The 19,303-nt window shown below is 38.8% G+C and carries 16 protein-coding genes; 1 reads left to right on the top strand and 15 read right to left on the bottom strand.

The features are described from left to right. Positions 1 to 7 precede the first annotated feature (7 nt). From H6G83_RS35160 to H6G83_RS05770, 14 genes are all read right to left on the bottom strand, one after another. Positions 8 to 1,102, bottom strand: a complete 1,095-nt coding sequence (locus H6G83_RS35160; protein WP_242044434.1) for a helix-turn-helix domain-containing protein — start codon at positions 1,100 to 1,102, stop codon at positions 8 to 10. Then, positions 1,086 to 1,385 carry a type II toxin-antitoxin system HigB family toxin gene (locus H6G83_RS05830; protein ID WP_190468361.1) on the bottom strand — a complete coding sequence of 100 codons (300 nt, stop codon included), beginning with the start codon at positions 1,383 to 1,385 and terminating at the stop codon, positions 1,086 to 1,088. The genes H6G83_RS35160 and H6G83_RS05830 overlap by 17 nt, the downstream gene beginning before the upstream one ends. 116 nt (positions 1,386 to 1,501) lie before the next feature. Further along, on the bottom strand, positions 1,502 to 2,551 hold the full coding sequence (locus H6G83_RS05825) for an RAMP superfamily CRISPR-associated protein (protein ID WP_190468360.1): 1,050 nt from the start codon (positions 2,549 to 2,551) through the stop codon (positions 1,502 to 1,504). Positions 2,552 to 2,553: 2 nt separating this feature from the next. Continuing rightward, positions 2,554 to 2,997, bottom strand: a complete 444-nt coding sequence (locus H6G83_RS05820) for a hypothetical protein (protein ID WP_190468356.1) — start codon at positions 2,995 to 2,997, stop codon at positions 2,554 to 2,556. Beyond that, positions 2,994 to 3,944 (bottom strand): RAMP superfamily CRISPR-associated protein, encoded by a 951-nt coding sequence (locus H6G83_RS05815; protein WP_190468353.1) that lies wholly within the window; start codon positions 3,942 to 3,944, stop codon positions 2,994 to 2,996. Before H6G83_RS05815 ends, H6G83_RS05820 begins: the two co-directional genes overlap by 4 nt. A gap of 31 nt (positions 3,945 to 3,975) precedes the next feature. Beyond that, the gene (locus tag H6G83_RS05810) at positions 3,976 to 4,596 is read right to left on the bottom strand and encodes a hypothetical protein (RefSeq protein ID WP_190468351.1); all 621 of its coding nucleotides are present in this window, start codon (positions 4,594 to 4,596) and stop codon (positions 3,976 to 3,978) included. 10 nt (positions 4,597 to 4,606) lie between these two features. Further along, positions 4,607 to 5,476 (bottom strand): type III CRISPR-associated RAMP protein Csx7, encoded by an 870-nt coding sequence (csx7, locus tag H6G83_RS05805; protein WP_190468629.1) that lies wholly within the window; start codon positions 5,474 to 5,476, stop codon positions 4,607 to 4,609. 7 nt (positions 5,477 to 5,483) lie between these two features. Continuing rightward, on the bottom strand, positions 5,484 to 6,638 hold the full coding sequence (locus H6G83_RS05800; RefSeq protein WP_190468348.1) for a putative CRISPR-associated protein: 1,155 nt from the start codon (positions 6,636 to 6,638) through the stop codon (positions 5,484 to 5,486). A gap of 18 nt (positions 6,639 to 6,656) precedes the next feature. Further along, entirely contained in the window at positions 6,657 to 7,073 is a 417-nt protein-coding gene (locus H6G83_RS05795) for a hypothetical protein (protein WP_190468345.1), read from the bottom strand. Then, the gene (csx10, locus tag H6G83_RS05790) at positions 7,070 to 8,341 is read right to left on the bottom strand and encodes a type III-D CRISPR-associated RAMP protein Csx10 (protein WP_190468342.1); all 1,272 of its coding nucleotides are present in this window, start codon (positions 8,339 to 8,341) and stop codon (positions 7,070 to 7,072) included. Before csx10 ends, H6G83_RS05795 begins: the two co-directional genes overlap by 4 nt. After that, positions 8,338 to 9,087 carry an RAMP superfamily CRISPR-associated protein gene (locus tag H6G83_RS05785; protein WP_190468339.1) on the bottom strand — a complete coding sequence of 250 codons (750 nt, stop codon included), beginning with the start codon at positions 9,085 to 9,087 and terminating at the stop codon, positions 8,338 to 8,340. Before H6G83_RS05785 ends, csx10 begins: the two co-directional genes overlap by 4 nt. Then, positions 9,084 to 11,402 carry a type III-B CRISPR-associated protein Cas10/Cmr2 gene (gene cas10 / locus H6G83_RS05780; RefSeq protein ID WP_190468336.1) on the bottom strand — a complete coding sequence of 773 codons (2,319 nt, stop codon included), beginning with the start codon at positions 11,400 to 11,402 and terminating at the stop codon, positions 9,084 to 9,086. The genes H6G83_RS05785 and cas10 overlap by 4 nt, the downstream gene beginning before the upstream one ends. 355 nt (positions 11,403 to 11,757) lie before the next feature. Beyond that, positions 11,758 to 12,009 carry a CRISPR-associated protein Csx18 gene (gene csx18, locus H6G83_RS05775; RefSeq protein ID WP_190468333.1) on the bottom strand — a complete coding sequence of 84 codons (252 nt, stop codon included), beginning with the start codon at positions 12,007 to 12,009 and terminating at the stop codon, positions 11,758 to 11,760. A gap of 1,802 nt (positions 12,010 to 13,811) precedes the next feature. Continuing rightward, positions 13,812 to 15,653, bottom strand: a complete 1,842-nt coding sequence (locus tag H6G83_RS05770; RefSeq protein ID WP_190468330.1) for a vWA domain-containing protein — start codon at positions 15,651 to 15,653, stop codon at positions 13,812 to 13,814. A gap of 432 nt (positions 15,654 to 16,085) precedes the next feature. Between H6G83_RS05770 and H6G83_RS05765 the strand changes: the two genes are divergently transcribed. Further along, entirely contained in the window at positions 16,086 to 16,310 is a 225-nt protein-coding gene (locus tag H6G83_RS05765) for a hypothetical protein (protein ID WP_190468328.1), read from the top strand. Here the strand turns inward: H6G83_RS05765 and H6G83_RS05760 are convergent. Next, positions 16,291 to 18,717, bottom strand: coding sequence for a bluetail domain-containing putative surface protein (locus H6G83_RS05760; RefSeq protein ID WP_190468326.1), 2,427 nt, complete (start codon positions 18,715 to 18,717; stop codon positions 16,291 to 16,293). The two genes, H6G83_RS05765 and H6G83_RS05760, sit on opposite strands and share 20 nt — an antisense overlap. Positions 18,718 to 19,303 lie beyond the last annotated feature (586 nt).

The following is a 19,303-nucleotide window of genomic DNA, read 5'->3' as shown; positions in this document are numbered from 1 at the left end:
GATTTATTCACCTAACTAACTTTAATTTCTTTATAGTACCGTCTTCCTTAATTTCCACAATCTCTACCTTGACTATTTGTCCTTCCGTCAGTACACTTGCTTTTTTCGGTTCCTTCTCGGTTAACTTAATTGTCCCAAATATCTCATAAGTGACTTTGTTACCGTTAATTTTTGTAACTGTCGCATCTAGTATTTGGTCAACTTTGAAGTCCTGAGACTTAACAACTTTAGCAATTTCTGCCTGACGTGCTGACTCTGCTGGCGGTGCGGTGGGGGTGGGAATTTCGCCAATGGGAACGCCTGCATCTTTGTAATAACGCATGAGGCGAGATACCCAGCCTAAAATTTGTAAGATAGTGTCAGCATCGCTGATATTTTTGAGATAATCGCTACAAGCTTTATCGATGCTGATGTAATAGTCTGTGGTTTTTTTACTATGTCCTATTTGCCTACCATTACTCACCAAGGTTTTGAGATATTTGAAAAACCTGGAAGTTGCATCTTTTTGTTTAACAATACTCCGCAGATAAGCAACAGTTTTACCTAACTCGTTGACATCTGTATTTTCTTTGACTAAAGTGAGTGCGATCGCATGAGCAATTTCCCACTGTGTGTCTGTAAGAGTTTCCAAGATATTTTCAGTAATTGCCATATTTAATAAATTATTCATAGGGGTTTGTGGTTGTTCTGGTGGTGCAGCGATTTCTGCAAATAAACTAGGTTCAACATGGAAAAATACGCCTAGCTTCTGTGCTTGTTCTGGTGTTATTTCTTGTTGTCCGCTTAAAATCTCATCAACTAAATTTTTTGAGCCTAAGACTAACTCTAAATCTTCGCTGTTTTTTTCAGATTGTTCTAAAAGAAACAAAAGCATTGATTGAGGATTCATCTGCTCATCAAGTTGATAATATTCTTTTTCAAAATTTTCAATTAAAGTAATCAATAATTTAAATAACTCATCTTCTTCAGAAGTAAGTTCCTGGTGCATTAAATCTTGTACAATTTCTAAGGCTTCTTCATTCTCGGCTTCAGTCTTAATGGTTTTATGACGATAATTTTTTAGTAACTCTTTATACTTTTGTGTATTAGAAGTAAGGGTCATTTTTCCATTCTTCCTTATCGTATTCAGCATGAGTGAGGATATATTTAATATAAATTAACTGCTGTGGATAATTTATATCAACAATCAATCGGTATTTATTACCTTTGATATTGAAAACAGTAAAATTACTAACTGCTTCAGCTTTAGGAAAAACTTTTTGCACTTCGACTAAGTTTGACCATTTAGCTTTGCAAGCAACTTTATACCAGTTGTTTAGGGCTTCTTGGCAGTCTGCATTAGTTTTTGCATATTCTCTTAAGGTTTTATCACTAATAACGTGCATTTTTTCAAAGAAAATCTAATAAATATAGAGCGATCGCCTACAATAGTAAGAAGCGATCGCATCATCTTCTAGTTGATAAACATCAGCGCACAGAGTAGTTTCAGTTATAGTCATCATTAATACATCCCTGATGGTGGTTCGCGGTCGGTTGGGTAGCGTAGAACTCTTGTTAATTCTTCTAGTTGCTGTTTTTGAACTAAGCGTGAGTGTGCGGCTTGAATGTTTTTCTGTTTGAATTGTGCTAATTTCTCTCCTGTAAGTTCGTCAGTTTCGCTTACTTGATAGGATGAGTAACGCTGTTTTAAATTTTGCGGTTGTTCAATTCTGTCTATATTGACTGTCATTGTTCCCATCCCAATGGGTTTACCTCCGCCGACTTTCAACGCTAGAGGATATTTGCTGTCTTGTCCCAAAATAATCAACAAAGTGCCTAATTCTTCTGCTAACAAGTTTCTAAAATGTAGCTGGGTGGTGAAAGTATATTCTCTCCCAGCTTGTTGTACGGGAATGCCGGAATTTTGTCCTTTATCAATGGCTCTGATGGTGTGATAATAAAATTTGCGTCCGGCTGCTTTACCACGAATAAAGTAGGCATTGCTTTCATCTGGACGGGGACGGTATAGTGAAGGCATAAATCCGGTGGTAAAGCCGACGCTTTCACACTTGGCATCATTAAAATCTAGCAAACCTTGCCAATTTAATGCACCAAATACGCGACTAGCTGGACACAGTTGTTCTTTATTACCACAAGGTAAGCGTTCACTGGGAATTTTATCTTTATACCTAGAGGTGATGACGGCTAATGTACTGTTAGTAACCGCCTCATATACAGAACGAATGCAACCTTTAAGGGAACTACCTTGTATTGATAGCTTTTGGTCAACACCTTGCACCATTGTTTTAATTAGGGGAATGCGGTTGTTACCGATGTCGCTACCCATTGCAACTATCCCAGTGGATATGTGCAGTGATGTCTGCACTTTGAGGGTGAGGAATAATGTACCATGTAGGCGATCGCTAAAATATTTATGATGTCCTATAGGACGCTGTAAATTAGGACGTTCCTTGGGGAAGGAAACAAAATCATAAGGCTTTGGCGCTAGTTCCGGGTTAGATGAACCTGGGGAATTAGGTTTTCTTGGTGGTTGGTAAGGTGTTCTCGTCATATTTATCTTTTGGTAGTGAGTGCAACAAAATGTACAGTTGCGGTCTTTTTATCTCGAAAATATCGCTGTGCTACATCCACGTTTGTAGTTTGGAAACCTTTGGGAAAACGGGTTTCAGTAGCTGGGTATATATGAGCATTATGTTCTTCAATTAGCCAATCTTCACCTAATGGTGCAAAACTGGGATGTTCTCCTTTAGTGCTTAATAAGAGTGCTTCATAATGATTTTGACTTTTATATTTCCACCGCAATTCATAGTCATAATTAAACATCTGTCCCTCTAGCATAGGGAATTTTGCATCTGTTAGTTTCTCTTGAATAATTCCGCTTACTCTATCAGTCCATCGCAGGAAATAGTGACTAGATGGCGATGATAAAGACTCAATTATTTCTAACAGTAAATTAACTGATAAATCTTTTTCGCTAAAACCAACAAAAGGTTTCATTTCGCACCCACTAATAACTTACTCCAAGACCTGACACAACGTTCAAATAAATCGTGAACTATTCCTTCTCGCCAAGTCAGTTGTACACCAAAACCTAAATCCATTTCTTGTGCTGCAACTGGTGAATCTTGATGATCTGATTGAGGAAAACCATATAAGTTCGCCTCTTCAGCTTGTAAAAATTCTCCCACACCTAAGAGAAAAGTTTTATTCCAGTTTTTATCACTACCAAGAGCGTGAATTTGCTGTTTATCTTCTGATAAAACACAACCAGGATATTGCACAACAGCTTCCTTTAATTTCACATCCACAGTACCCAAACCGCGAGATTTGGCAAAACCTAAACCAAACCAACCATCATTTAAGTCTCGCAATACTAAACCAATTAAACCTAATTGAGCTAAAGTAAAATTCTTGAGATGTATTTTAGTATTAAATACCCCAGCCGTACAAACTTGATAGTTGAATGGCCCTACTGCTACAGAACCAAATACTCTATCAATAGCTACGCCGTTACGTTCTTCTATTTTGAGAGGCTGTGAACTATCTGGATGAGCATCTTCAATTCTAATTCTACTGGCAATAGCAGTATTACCAAACATCTGATCTGTGAAAGAAGATAGTTTGTAAATCTCACTAGTTGATTGAATATCCTTGAGATATTCATATTTATCATTTAAAGGGTCATTAGCCCAAGGTAGATTAGATTTTATATCGCGCTTATCTCTACCAACCGTCCTAACGATGCGTTCTGCATGAGCGCGAATAGCACCTTTTAAGCTACTTCCTGGTAAATAAATTGAACGTCCGCCAGCATGATAGGTTTCCACAAATTCCATATCAGGCTTTGTAGGGTCGGCTCCTTCTTTACCTGATTTAATTAAAATCGGCCCGTCGGGTATTATACTTAAATCAATGGTGCAGTGATTAACGAATCTTTTGTGCATGACTGTATTTATTGAAGGATATTATTTCATATCAAGCTGCTACTAAGTTAGCTAACTGTATTTCACACTGTTGAAAGATGAAGTTAACAACAGAGATTAATTTATCTAATTCGTAGATAGTGTAAGGAGTTATATTTCTAGTAAATACTTCCCCTTCTAATTTACCAAATTGCCATGTAGCGCCATTGGAAACTATGCCAAAAATGACGATTTGATATTCTCCATTAAGTCTTTGAGCCGCAATCATTTCGGCTAAACATTGCGCCCAACCTGCTTCAAAATTATCTTGCTTGGCTTCAACTAAAATAAAGTATGGCTTGTCAAAAACGACTTTCCCTAATGATGAACGTTTAGCTAAGATATACCCAGGAAATATTGATAAGTTTCCATCATGGTTTAATGATGGATGACTCCAGATAATAAAAGGTTGACGGTAGGTTTTCCAAACTTCTTTGATAAGCGGATAAATCAGATTTTGACAGATAGCAACCTCTGAGTTATCAACAACAGCATCCCGCATCATCAGTTCTAAATCTTCTCGGAAGTAATGAGAAATCTCAAACGGAACTTCAACTATAAAATTTGCTTCAGTATAGGTAACTTGAAATGCTTTAAGCACTTCACTGATGGTTTTATAATTACTGAAAGCCATATCGACATCCTCAAGAATTTTGTGTTGCTTCAGTGGTAGGACTATTAGCTATATTTTCTCCTAATTTCTTGATGAGTGCATCAGTCCATTCTTTTTTTAATTCATTATTAACATCCTGATAGCTGGGGATATTATCGCCTGTTTCGCTATTAACCAACTCTTTTAGGTAAGTTAGTAATTTATTGGGGTCGTTTTCTACATTAAACCAGCGCATTTTCTCAATTTCTAGTTTAACTACACCCAAGCCGCGCGATCGCCCCCCGCCGAGTGGTATCTGTTCCGTCTCAAACTGATGTAACCCCACCATCAACAGTCCCAGTTCATAGTCTTCTGCATTCTCAACCACCGCCTTAAACTCAAACCTTGTCCCAGCCGGAACTACTTGGAAGTCGTAGAGTTTCCCTTCTGCGGCGGTTTCGGTATCTCTGTCGATAGCTACGCCGTCTCTTTCTTGATATTGTCCAAACCAAGTATCAGGTACTATTGTTAAATCCCGGACTTGAAATTTACTCGCTATCCAGGGTGAACCAAATAGCAAAGAGGTTAAATCTGTAATTTTGACAAGTTTTTGGGTTAGTTCTAAATCATCATCTTTATGTTTTTCCTTTAAACCTTTGACATAATTATTCATGGCTGAACTGGTGAAGTTAGCAGGGTCTTCAGCTAAACTGGGATTGATACCTCGGAGGAAACTTTCTAAGCGCGATCGCATTGCACCCTTAAAGCTAGACCCTGGTATTATTGGATTATTAAAAGCATCTTTAATTACAGATAAATCTGAACTTTTTACATCACTAAAACCACCTACACCAATTCTTAAGGCTGTAATTGTTGTAAGTTTACCTGTGATTTCTAGACGATTTTGGAACTTGTCAAACATCAGATAATTATGGGTTGTCATTGACATAATCATGCTCTCCATAGTGACGTAGATATAAATTGCCATCTTTAACAATGCAGCTTACACGCCAGCCAGTGTTTTTAATATAAAAATGATCAATTTGGTTTTTTCTTATTCCTCCTTCACATTTCTGCCCACCTTCATATCTAGTAAAATGTAGTCTGGAGTCAAAACGAGTAGTATTTCCATTAAACTTAATCATAGAAGCTGAAATATCAGCTAATACATCATGTAACTCAACCTTGTTTTGTTCATTAACAATATTTCTTGTATAATCTTTGAGGAAAGACTTATCATAAAATAACCGAGGAAAAACTATTGGAATATCACCAGTGAAAAATTTTCTTTTGCATCTATTCCAAAGTAAATTCCCCCAGTTGTTGAGCTTTGCTTCATCTCCTGCTTTAAATATCAAGCTATCTGGTACATTTTCTAGGTCTGATAATTTAATCCAAATATCTACAGATGAAGCCATAAGAGCAAACTGTGTAGGCTTAATTACGGAGTAATCTATTTCGATGGGTAACTTAGGTATTGTAATAAAGTCTAAATTACCTTCAAATATATAGATAATCTCAGCACCATAAAGCATTCCAATGGTGTTGGCATAACCTTGTAGTGCTTTAAAACCACCTGCAAGGTTGAAATAAATGTGATGACTATCTTTATATGCTAAAAATATTGCATCCCACCATTCTAGAAACGCATCAATACCGTATGAAAATTTTTCAGTATTAACTATGGAAAGTGTGTTGGGTGTTTGTATGTGAGTTTTAATTCCTTTATTTACTAAAAATTCTTGAACAATCTCTGCTGTGATTTTACCTTGATATGTATCTGTAGCAATGAGCCAGTGTATGTCTAATTTTCCCTGCTCAATATTTCTATCATATAAGCCATAAATCCCATTGAGTTCAGCACTAGCTTGTCTAATTTCTGTAGTTTTATTAGACGTATAAAGTTTATTTTCTGCTCTAGATTTCAATTCTAAAATAGTTTCTTTAACCTGAGCATCTATTTCTTCCTCTGTGTTATTTGCTGATTCTTGTATGTGGATAAAATACTCTTCAGGATCAGTATATACATCAATCTGATTTGTTAATAAACTTGTTCCTACAGTAGAAACCACAAGTCTTGGCATAACTAATTCCTTATAAATTTAAACTTCACCTTTATTTTTATAAACCAGATAGCGAGCGCCGTAACCTAAATAACGGCGAATTAATTCTATCCAAATAGGATTTAATTCATCAGCATCGGATTCCCTCTTAATTTCTCTAGCTATATTTTTAATTTTGTCCTCCATATCCTTAATAATTGTGAGAGCAAGAGAATTTTCGCCTCTTCCCCATTTTTTGTCTTTTCCTACTTGATATAGTAAAAAGTTTTTAATTACCTCTACACTTTCAGTTGTATCTGCAACACGAACTAAATTACGAAATTGCGATTCTTCTAATTGACCGTAAGAACTTGTATTGTTTAATGCAGTATGAATCGCTTCGACTAATTTATCTTCAGCTTGGCGGATACCTTTTTGGATTTTCAATTGCTTTTGTTGTTCTGAAAAATTAGTCATGCAGCTTCCTCTCTAAATACAAGATGAAAATCATTACAAACTTCTACTTGTCCGAAACCTTCAAAAGTACGTTCTCCTATCCCTTTTAACTCTAAATCAGCTAAAGCGTCATACCAAATATCTGGTTTTGTAGTGCTAAATAAATAAACTGCACCTTTATTTGTTATTAATTCCACATCCTTCATTAATCCCCATGCCGCATTCCAACCGGAACGATAATCATAACTACTATAAGCAGCTTCAAGTTTTAATGAATTATCTTCAAGACCTGCATATTTATTTAACATGGGTTCAGATATCACAATAGTCCGTTGCCATTTATCAGTTAAAATTGCATCTGATTGTAAGTTTAAGGTAAAATAAGTACATTTAGGTAATTCAATTAGGGAATTACCAAAAACAGACCATTTGTGCCAACGCTCCCAAAACTTAGCATTAAATAATGCTATTTTATCTTGAATATTTTTTTCATTTTCCACTAATTTAGCATTAATTTCTACTTTTCCTAAACCTCGTGAAGTAGAACCACCGAAGCGGAAGTTTTGAGAATTATTATTGATAAATGATTGTAATTTTTCTGGTAAATCAAATAAATCATTTGGTAATAAAATATATGACCTTAAAAATGAAGATTTATTATTAGCAGATTCATTAATAACTTCAATACTGTATAATATTTCTTCTTCAGATGTTGCTCTTCTACGATTGATGCCAACTCTGGTTAAAAGACGTTTTTTAACTGAAGAATTATAATACTTCCCATCTATTCTACTATAAAAACCGCTATAAGGTTCAACTCTTCCTCCATCTTCTGGGCAAGTAGGCTCATAATATAAACCATAATTATCAGCACAAAACCTATCTATCAAACTATCAAAAACCCCATTAGATTGTGGTAAACATTTTCCATTCCTCTTTCTACAAAAGCCTGGGCTAGATTTGGAACTTAAGGCAGTAACAGGTAAGAGTTTGATTTCCTTTACCCTATTTTGGGGAAAAATCCTACCTTTTTCAGCTTTTACATTGGCAGGATAAGCATTTTGAAAAATAGCAGGTTCATCACTTAAGAATAAAGCCTGAAAATCACCACCGTCTTTACTTAAATCGGCAAACTGTTGACCAGATTGTTTCAAAATTTCACTGGCGATCGCTCCGCGAATTACACTACCAGGTATATAATCTTCACATTCACTGACGGAACCACCTGGTTTTTGTCGAGAAATGGCTAAAGGGGATAAGGCTTTAATTTCTAATTCAATCCGCTTCACTTCATCTCTCCTTTTGCTAAAAACTGCCAAACTTCAGCAACATCAGTATTTCTTAAATCATGCTGTAATTCATCTAATTGCCAATGCAGCCAACCTAAACCAGCCGATTTACTGCCACCTAACGCATAAATTTGTCGCAAACCTACCAAAATTAATACCTTTGCATAATCTGGTCTTTCTGGTGTCAAACTTGATTGAATATGTATTTCTCCTTGAAAATGGAGTTGTGCATTTGCAGGTGAAGTTTCTAGAAAGTATAGTTTTCTCTCTTCTGCAACGCGACGACGGCGATTAATAGTAACACCTGGACGCAAAATTTCTTCCCAATCTTCCAGGTCTTCTACACAAACTAAGTCATCAAAAATTACCCGTGAAGGCAAAACTGGATCACCAAAAACTTGGCTAATTAAACAATGGTATGTATCTTCATACCCAGGTATTATATATTCATCTCGAATAAATTTAGCAGGTGCATTATCTCTACGAATAACCATTCTTCCTGCATTGGGTGATTCAGAAATTTCCCATCCTAAACCTCTCAATAACTTTTCGCATTCATGACGGACACGACCTTTAACTTGTGAACCAGGAATTAGTAAGTTACCTTCTGAGTTGCGGACAATTGGTTTATCTGCCAACGAACCAGAAGAACCTCCTGCACCTACACACAATGCTGAATCAATAACTGCTGTAATTGTGTAACTTTTAACTATGTTAGCATTAGATAATTCGCTAAGTCTGATCATGGTGAAATCTCCTTATGTAATGGTTTCGGAGATTCTTTGTCTGAAAATACAATTAAATCAAATAAATCTACCATTTCTCGCCAAATCGTTTCATACCTTTTCTCCTCGAAGTCGTACATCCAAGGTGCGATTTGACCTCCATTAGTTTTTGCTAAACACCAGATATTCTCAAAATCAGATTGAAGTGCTGATTGTCCTTTCTTCAATCGGTGACGAAAATAATAGTAATTTGAACTAGCAGTTTGCCTATTTTCCTTTAAGCCACTGCGAACTTGATAAAGTTGTGATTTTGGAAAATCTGCTGCTTTCAATGCCTGAATCGACTTCAAAAATTTATCTAATTCAGGGAGTGTGTAAGGTGCAGCATATAACTTATATTTATCAATTGTTAATGCTTTTTCGCGAAATTCTTCGATATCTGATGAAATCATGGTAACTGATTTCATTGTGAAAAAATCTACTGTCCCGCCATAATAAGTAAATTCTTCCTTATTTTCATCCTGATATTTCAGAGATTTGGCATATTTTTTAGCAGACTTCATTAACTGATTAGTCAACTTTTCCGCATAATAAACTGGTGTATTGTAAGAAGTGATTAATACACCGCTAGATATACTAAGTTGACATTGGTCATATTCTGAAACTTCTGTACAAAAACGATGGAATTTATTGAGATCAGCTTTTTTTGCTTTTACCTCATATTTGCCCTTTATTTGTACATCTGATATTTGAACTTTTCGCAAAAGTATTTTTTCAAACTGCTCACCAATCATCTGAGCGATTTGTAAAGCCTTATCTGCTGGTACTATTAATAAAATATCATCCCCACCGATGGTAATAATTTCAAATGGATGAATTAAATCACCATTTTGAATTTTTGATTCTGGTTCACTTATACCCCTGATTTCACGAGGATGCAAATTGTATGCTAAAGCTTGGTAAACTGCATATTTTGTGGCATTATCCACATCTTGGCTAAATTCTTGATACTCTTTGGGAGTGCGGATGTTTTGAATAAATCCACCCATATTATTACCATCTGCATATATGTAAGCAATATAACCATTACTTACTTTACCTAAATGGGTTAAAGATTGAGAAATTTTAATTTCTTTTTCTTGGGTGTTTATATTTCCATAATATCTCTGAGACTGTTCTGTATTGTTAATTAAAAAACGCTCAAACTTATCAATCCAACTTTCATTTATTCTGGGTTCCCATTCTAAACCGATATCTAAATACCACTTTGGTGTGTCTGAAATCCCTGTCTTCGCTCTATCTCCCATTCTGCGTTTACGTGCTAAAGTTTCAGAGAAATTAGGTTTTCCTGGTAATTGATTTATCTGAGTGATAGCAGAACGTTTTTCACTGTCATCTCTTTTTAAATAAGGATGAGTTTCAAACATTGGTGGATAGCGCCGACTAGGACGATTTTTACTTTCATTACCACTACGTCTCTGATTGAAACGAATTGCTAATTTTGTAGTTAATTCGTTAAAACTTTTATGTTGTATAAATGTATATTGAATTGTTGATAAATCATTTATTTTTCCAAAAATTGCCTCAACAAAGGTATTATGATACTCTTTATGATAATTTTCTAGCCAAAATGTTTCTGCTATATTAGCATTAAGCAAACCACACTTAATTTCTAGCAGCTTAAACTTTTCCCCAACTGCACAAGAGTTAGCCGTTAAAGTTTCCTCAGTATAGCGTTTTTCCACTGCATTAGCTAAATCATCAATAAAAGCAGCCGGACAAAAAGCTAAAATATTCCCACCTGTAGAATAAATGATTAATTCGGGGATGAGTGCTTGTGATAACCCCGGAAAATTGTCTGATTTATCTAACCATTTTTCTCTGACTTCTTTTTCACAATATTCTTTAGCTTCTTGACACTGAGGATATTCATTAGAGGTTTCGCCATGAAAGAAGGCGGGTAAATCAACTAAATTAATTCTATCAAGCAATGCGGAAGCGCCACGAATATCTGGTAATTTTGCCGCTTCAAACACATATTGTTTAATCTTAGTCGCACCACCATAAACTAAGCCAATTTCCGCATTCCAATATTGAGGATATTTATTTGGGAGATTTTTTAGTTTCTCTAAAGTATCAGGAAACTCTTCCTCTTGTAACTCCTGCACCTGTTTAACTAAATCTTGTATTTCCTGCGGTAAACCTTCCTCTGTCTGTAAAGCCGTTAGCATTTGCTGGGGAGTTAAGTTAAATTCTGCAAATTTTGGTTCCCTTGTGTCACCCCAGGCTAAACACCAGCAAATGGCTGTAGTGATGTTGTTTAGAGAGTCTGTCATATAATTGGCAATCTTACTTGGTATGCACTCAACTGGAAGAATTTTTATCCTGTATCCAAATTCTTGACGGCGGAAATCAAACTGACAAAAATTATCTTAGTTCACAATCATCTAAACTTGTATGAACAAATATTTAAACCGTAAAAATATCTATTGATGAAGTCGCTATTATTCAACTAACTTAGATATTATTAACAATTAATTTCCCTATTGCCATCTGTTATGGCAAATTTTCATGAAGTTCTCATTTACCTAAGTACAGACACAATATATCTATCTGCGTTCTTCCCCCTCTACTGGACTGGGTAAATCTCGATAACTTCCTAAACCCAAATCGAAATTATCTCCTTCCCGCCTAGCTTCCATCACATCGCGCTGTTGTTGGCGTAGTAGTCGGAATAAAGTGCGATCGCCTATGATAGAGTGTGAGCCTATCGCAAATCTCACCCACAACTAAACTAGCGAAAAACACCGCCCCTGTACAGAGAATCATCGCAAATAAACCCAAAGGCGCAAACATCAAAATCACCCAAGTCACCGCCGCATTAGTTACAGCCACTACCCAGCTACGGTAAAGTACCAACTTCCCCGCCATAGATACAGACATAATCATCACTCTCTTTGATTGATGAGAACGATTTCATTTTACACCCACATGGAAATAGGGTTTTCCAATTTCCGGTAATATAGAACCTGACTTTCCACGGTATCTGGAAGACCTCTCTCCAAACCTCTCTCCTACGAGGAGAGAGGCTTTGATTTCTCCCCCAATCTTTGTAGGGGAGCAGGTTTATTCACTACAATCATAAGAAACACAAATGTATTTCAAATCCTCTCCCCCCGTGGGGGAGAGGTTTGGAGAGGGGTCAAAATCTTTGCTACAAAACCAGACATCAGAATTTACAGCAGTAGCCACATAGGTTAGGACATAGGTAAATCATAAAACCCTTATATTAAGCCGCTTCCCTTGGCTGTCACCTGTCCCCTGTCAATAAAAGATAAGTGGGAATTTTTACCTTGACTGCTCAAATTTTTTCGGTTAGTTTATATCTAAAGGCAAATTTTAAAAGAAAAACTTTTGAATTTACCCCACTGTGCGTTTAAGTTACATTGTCTTTTTCGTAGCTCGGCGCAACTGAACCTTGAAAACCAAATATATTAATAGTTTCCCAAGGGTAGGGTTAAATACCACCCATTCCCCGCAAGGGGACGGAAACAGTTGGACATATAGGTTCATGTGAGGCACCTTACTGCCGTTAAACACCACCCATTCCCCGCAAGGGGACGGCAACGCAACACATTTAGCAGCAAATTCAGCGTAGTGTTTAAGGTTAAATACTACCTATTCCCCCCAAGGGGACGGAAACTCATTTACAAGCATGATAACGGTTTCTTCACCCCAACCAGTTAAACACCACCCATTCCCCGCAAGGGGACGGAAATACTACGGGAACTTCGTTGATACCTTCTTTTGCGCCGAAGTCAAGAACGTTAAACACCCCCATTCCCCGCAAGGGGACGGAAACTTTAAATATTCTATATTAAATTGCAGTTCTCCAATTGGTTAAACACCACCCATTCCCCGCAAGGGGACGGAAGCGCTTCAAAGTCTGGGCAGAAATAACATTCTTCTATCTCTGGGTTAAACACCATCAATTCCCCGCAAGGGGATGGAAACTTTATGCGTTTATATTCCACCGTGACATAAAATATCACAGAAGTTAAACACCACCTATCCCCCGCAAGGGGACGGAAACCTTACAGCACGGGCAAAAAGCATATTTTTAGGAAACTTGTTAAACACCATCTATTCCCCGCAAGGGGACGTAACCTGACGAATATCAAAACAAGTGAAGCCATTTGCTTTACACCATGTTAAACACCACCTATTCCCCGCAAGGGTATGGAAACCGTTCAAGTGAAATAACTGCGTCTGCATACTGACTGATACCGTTACACTACTCATTCCCCGCAAGGGGACGGAAACTCAATAACAAACTCACGGGGCTTTTTGTAACAGTCAGGTCGCGTCTCTGTTAAACACCACTTATTCCCCACAAGGGGACGGAAACATATTTGGTTTGTCTCCCCATGTCTGCCCAAATTCTAGAGTTCAAAACCACCCATTCCCCGCAAGGGGACGGAAACTCGTTTAGCTCCGAGTAGAGTTGAGATAATAATCCTGGTTAAACACCACCCATTCCCCGCAAGGGGACAAAAACTACTGAGGCACATCTAGCAGCTTTTCAGAAATTGCAGAAACCCAGGATGATTTGCATAGTTTTGTGGGATGGGCATCTTGCCCGTCCCATATATCTATAGGGCAGGCAAGATGCCTACCCCACAAGAATCATTCCTGAATTCAGCAACACCCAAAATTGAAAATTGCACTTTGTCAACTGTCAACTGTCAACTAACATTCGCCTGCACAAATCGCTTAATATCACCACAAGCAATATAAGACTTACCATCAGGCGCGGTCTTGATTTCCTCCACCACATAAAGCATACCCTCCTCACGAATAGAACGGGGGAAACGCATATTCCAATCGGGTTCGTAGCCGTCAGAAACTACCCTAGCCCGTAACTTGCTACCATCTTTCACACATTGCACCAGCACCCCATTATCTACCCTGTCAGTCGTCACAAGGTCGGCGGCTGTGGCTGGGGCTTTAGCCGCTTTCCCCGTGCTAACAGACCGCGACTGTCTGGGTGCGGCGAAAATATCAGCTTCGCCCGGTTTAGCAAAACGGCTGATTTTGCCAACTACACGGTAGAAACTGCCGTCATTTGACAGTTCCACCCCTTCCACAACATACCTTGCACCCTCAGCCCGGATAGCACGGGGGAACTGCACATTCTTATCAGCATCGTAGCCATTGGCTACCACCTTCACCCGCAGCTTACCGCCTTCACGCACACAGGTTAATTCCACACCAGAACCGACTTCATTCACAACCGGCATAGCATATACTTCATCGCCAGCCGTCACACCCCGCCCAGCCAAGTCGCTGCGGTTGCGTGTCATGGTTTGGAAACTTTGGTCGCGCAGTTCCTTGCGTACAGCATTACCTAAAGCTTTTTGGGCAATTCGCCCTGCGAAATATTCTAGCTGATCTATCTCCTCAGCAATTTCAAAATTCTCATTCAAACCGCGATCGCGCAGAGATTGCACCAAATCACGCAGAATCTTCTCCCCTTGTTGATGCTGACCAGCTTCCGCTAATTCCAAGGCTGTTTCCTTGGCTTTAGCAATTTTCAGGCGGCTGAGGTCAAGGATAATATGACTAGAAGCAGCCTGTGCTGATTCTTCCACCGTCCCAACTTGAGCAATAACATCTGTTGTCCCAGAAATGCTCCCAATAATATCATTCTGTACCACATCTGCACTATAATGCAACTTCAGCACAGGTAATTCCCCTACTTGAGTCGTGGGTATCAGCAGACTCAACCCCAGCAACTTATCCTCGCCCTCGTAAAGTTCCCCCAGAGTAATGACAGGTTGACCAGCCTGATTTTTACTCACCTTAGCCAAGCTTAAAGTATCAACCTGCACACCATCAGCCAACTCTAATGTTACTTGCAGATTTTGACCTACCACAGTTCTCAGACTATTTAATTCAATCCCAAACACTTGCGCCGCTTCATCGATGCTTTGGATGAAGTAGAAATTACCACTAGCCGCCCTAGCCATACCGATGAGCAAATCTTCATTGAAACCTTGGGCGAAACCTAAAGTAGTTGTAGTGATTCCTTCCTCAGCCTTTTGTGCTGAAGTTGCAGTGAGTATCTTCGGGTCTACAATACCCATATTCGCGTGACCATCTGTCAATAACAGCACCCGGTTGATTTTCTGCGGGTCAAGCTGTTTTTTCACATATTCGCAACCTTTCAGCCATCCCCCAGATAAATTAGTAATACCCCCCGCCCGCACTTTCCCGATAGACTTTTTCAATGCAGATTTATCGGTCACAGGCTGGGGAGAAACCACAGTATCCACCGCATCATCATAAACCACCACCGAGAGAATATCTTGTGGCTCAAGTTGATCCACCACAGATTCCGCCGCCTTCAGCGCATGGTGCAGAGATGCGCCAGCCATAGAACCGGAACGGTCAATTACTAAAGAAAGATTCAGGTTGCGTCGGGGAGATTCGGGTATATCAGCGCGAAAACGCAGTAGAATATTAGCTTGTAATGAAAATCCAGCAGGTAGTATCGGTTGCTCAAATTCATAACTTGTTTTTAGCATTATTTTTCCCCTGTGAGTTATTGCCTCTCAGCCGAAACCCTGATGTTATGCTTACCGTACCCAGATGTATGCTCTACATCTAGTATAATATTTATCTCAATTGTTTGGCTAGAGGATGCGATCGCCTCTTTGTAAGGGACTGGGGATTGGGGACAGTTAAGATCATGCTTATCCTACTGGCTTGGCAAGGCTAAACCTGTGCATTAGCGAAAAACCTAAATCTTAATCATCTGCGTTCATCTGCGTACCCTACGGGTTCGCGGTAGCGTTGCGTAGCAAAGGCTGCGCCAACATCTGCGTTCAATTTTTTATAAATCTATTGCCACATTTTGGCGTTGCTGAATCAAGATATGAATTTGTCTCACGCATTCGCGCAGCGTCTCATAGAGAAGGCGCAAAGGCGCTAAATTACAAAGAAAAATCAAGGTCATTTTGACATTTCATATTCCAATTCAGCAACGCCCACATTTTAGTCTTGCCACGCCACTACTGGCTTGGCAAGGCTCAACTTGTGCATTAGCGAAAAATCTAACTCTTAACCATCGGCGTTTATCGGTGGTTAATTTTATCCCCATAGATCATGTAGAGACGTTGCATGCAACGTCTCTACAGTACCTTTCTGAAATCAAATCAGAAATTACACCAAAGCAGTTGTAAAGTTATTTATTCCCAGAGTGCCAGTCAAACCCGTCACCTCAATAATAGAGTCAGTAGTTGCACTAAACCCGGCGGTAGCATTATTAATAGCGACAAAGGTACGAGTACCAAAAGTAAATTGAGCCGCAAAGTTAGCAGCAAAATTAGTAGTGGTTAATCTAGCTGCAATTCCGGTTGCATCAAGACTGGTGACAGATCCCGCATTAGAAAAGCCGGCTCTAGCTGTGGAAACTAGGAATAAATCATTACCAGTATTAGCATTTAAATCAGTAATTACATCAAAGTTGCTCAACAGGGAATCTGCTAAGTTGCGGTAATCAAACCTATCTGCACCCAGTCCTCCAGTTAAAGTATCTTTTCCAGTTCCTCCAGTTAATCTATCGTTACCAGCACCACCATTGAGGTTATTGTTACCACTGTTGCCAGTGATGACATTATTAGCAGCATTACCAGTACCATTAATTGCGGCTGTGCCTGTGAGGGTGAGGTTTTCCACATTCGCTAGGGCAGCTAGACTGAAGGTAACAGAGGATTCAACTGTATCTGTGCCTTGTCCGGCATTTTCAGTAATTATATCAGTAGTGCTGTCAACAATGTAAGTATCGTTACCTAAACCACCAATTAAGGTATCAACACCCGCACCACCATTGAGAATGTTATTACCACTATTGCCAGTGATCACATTATTACTAGCATTGCCAGTACCATTAATTGCGGCTGTGCCTTTGAGGGTGAGGTTTTCGACGTTTGGTAGGGCAGCTAGACTGAAGGTGACACTAGATCGGATGGTATCGTTGCCTTCGCCTGCATTTTCAATAATAGTGTAGGCAGTGCTATCTACAACGTAAGTATCATCGCCTAAACCACCCGCGAGGGTAGTATTAGTAGCACTACCATAGAGGACATCATTAGTAACGATTTGAATATAGTATTGCCCTAAACTACCATAATCTGTATAGCCGGTAGAGAGAGGATCACCCTTGCCAACGCCATCAATAGCTAAATAATAAGTTGCACCAGCAGTAACCGTCGTGGTGATACTTGCAGACAGTAAATCTACGGGGTTAGAAGATGTAAGTAATGTACCAGCAGAGTTATATAACCCTGCCCAAATATCTAAATTGGGGCCGCGTGTGAAAGGATTTACCGTGATGGTAATTGAACCAGCACCTGCGACAAAACTATAGTAATCAATATCTGTATTGCGCTCAATGATGCCACTACCAGTTATAGCCGTAGTAGAATTGGTCAATGCCTTGGCTGTGGCGATCGCATTCCCAGCATCATCAGCTCGGTAGCTGAAACCATTTCTAGTAGTAATAATTTGTAAATCATCTTCAGTATTGTTAGCAGAAGTATACTGTCCTTTACTCCACTGGGTGAGATTCTGGTAATAGCCTACTCCCATAATTGAAGCCCAGCCAGTCTCCCCACTACCAGCCCCTTGGTAGTATTCCTCAGATGGGCTAATTCGTCCATCATGTCTTAGTCCCAGAGTATGACCGACTTCATGAGAAATAGCTTCAGCTGTAGATTTTTCCCCATCACCCAGATTGTCACTAAAGACGAAGGTGGGAGTATCACTATTCCAATTGAAGGAATTAAGATAAGCAATTCCTCCAGCAGATGAACCTAACCAATTGGAATTACCACCGATAACAACACGCACACCCCAACGAGTATCACTAGTTCCACTCTTAATCAGATTATTAATATCTGTTGGAGCCTGAGTCGTCACATTAACATTAAACGGTCTAAAATCCTCAGCCACTCGCTGCCAAATATACTGAATTCTTTCCAGTTCAGCCGAGCTAAAAGAGCTTGTATTCCCATCAAAGTCAAAAGCAGAAGTAACAATATTAGCCCCACCCGTAAAGTTTGTATTCCACGCAGTCCCAGAGGTGGTATGCCCGTTAAAATCTAAGTAAATTGTATGATTAGCTCCAGGTAAACTGCTGAGAAAAAATGTTTGAGATAAATCTAAACTAGCTGGTATGGTTGTTAATGCAGTTGTTGATGCAGTTGATGTCTGCTGTTGATTCTGGACTCGATTTGGATTGGCTGGAGGTAGCGCACAGGCTGAACAGCTACAACCTGTATTGTGTAAGTTGGTTGAAGCAATCACAGAGTTTGCAGCATTGCTGACAGTCTGCTCTACAGATTTGATTTCTGATTTTGTTAAATGCCCTATGACATACTCAGTCAGAGTCGCCTGTTTAAAACTCACGGAAGAATTATCCACCAACACTAATGTTTGTATTGGCGCAGCTTTTTCTATCTTAGTAGTCAATGCTGAATCATTCACCAGTTTCTGATCTAGTCGTAAATCAGTTGATTCATCCTGAAATTTGTCTTTTTCCCAAGGTTGTCTATCTGAATTTTTCGTTCTGCTTCTGAAGCTTGTCATGAAACACTCCGATTTCAAAATGATAAATATTGTTTTCTTAAATTTTCACGTGAGTAATTTAATTTGCTACTCCTTGTAACCCTTAAGAACCCTATTTTGCAATAAATTTACCAAAAATAAAGTAGCAAAATTACATAACTTTGCTCAGTATACGTTATACTACGTAAATAAGTATATTTTTGTACAAAGCCACGTAATATGATAATTGCATTATGAATACAGGCTTTAATCTCTACGTAAGCCGCAGAAACTTATACAGTGGGACTTACGCAAGTGTCATAATCAAACTAACTGTAGTAATTTTGTAGACATTCAAGGATTTTCCACATCTGACGCACCCCAAGTGCCAGTTGCGTAAGTCCTGTGTTTAGGGACTTCCAAGTAAATAAATATCCCATCGCTAGGGGAAGCAGGGGGAGATGGGGAGGAAGAATTCCATGATGTTCTACGCTTTCACTCATGGAATAATTTAATTTCTGGAAGTCCCTTATAAGGAGTATAAGAACGCTATTTTACGGTGGTGAGGATATCAAAGCTAGTCCTCTCAAAGTGAGTTGATAGAGAAATCTGAACAGGCGGCTATCAA

It is taken from the genome of Anabaena azotica FACHB-119 (assembly GCF_014697625.1).
GTDB lineage: Bacteria > Cyanobacteriota > Cyanobacteriia > Cyanobacteriales > Nostocaceae > Trichormus > Trichormus azoticus_A.
This window is presented reverse-complemented; position numbering and strand designations above follow the sequence as displayed.